1 protein-coding gene is annotated in these 439 nt (G+C 58.8%); it reads left to right on the top strand.

Going from position 1 to position 439, the window contains the following annotated elements:
• Positions 1–77 precede the first annotated feature (77 nt).
• Entirely contained in the window at positions 78–344 is a 267-nt protein-coding gene (locus tag RISW2_RS23195; RefSeq protein WP_043776018.1) for a pyocin activator PrtN family protein, read from the top strand.
• Positions 345–439 lie beyond the last annotated feature (95 nt).

Genomic DNA, 439 nt, shown 5'->3' with positions numbered 1-439 from the left:
CCGTGCCACGCCGACGTGCTGCTTGAAATGGCGAACCGACCGATCGGGTCGGTCGAGGCGAGATAGGAGCCTGACAGATGGGTACACAGGAGACCTCGGACACGCTCTGGATGCTGATGGCTCGGTATCGTGGCGCGGCGACCATCCCCCTCGAAACGGTTTGCCAGGACCATTTTGGCGGGATGCTGGTGAAGGTGTTTTTGCGCAAGCATGCGGACGGCGAGATCAATCTGCCCGTGATCCGCATGACCGAGAGCCAGAAGGCGCCCCGCTACGTGCACGTGTCCGACCTGGCGCGATACATCGACAAGCGCCATCGGGAGGCCGAGAAAGAGGCTCGATGACCCCCAAAACGTCCCCCAAAGATAATTGGGGGTCAAGAAAGGTATTTTATTACAAGTTATTAATCTGGACTGTCGGCCCAATCCATCATCGGCGC

The organism is Roseivivax isoporae LMG 25204 (genome assembly GCF_000521865.1).
Taxonomy (GTDB): domain Bacteria; phylum Pseudomonadota; class Alphaproteobacteria; order Rhodobacterales; family Rhodobacteraceae; genus Roseivivax; species Roseivivax isoporae.
This window is presented reverse-complemented; position numbering and strand designations above follow the sequence as displayed.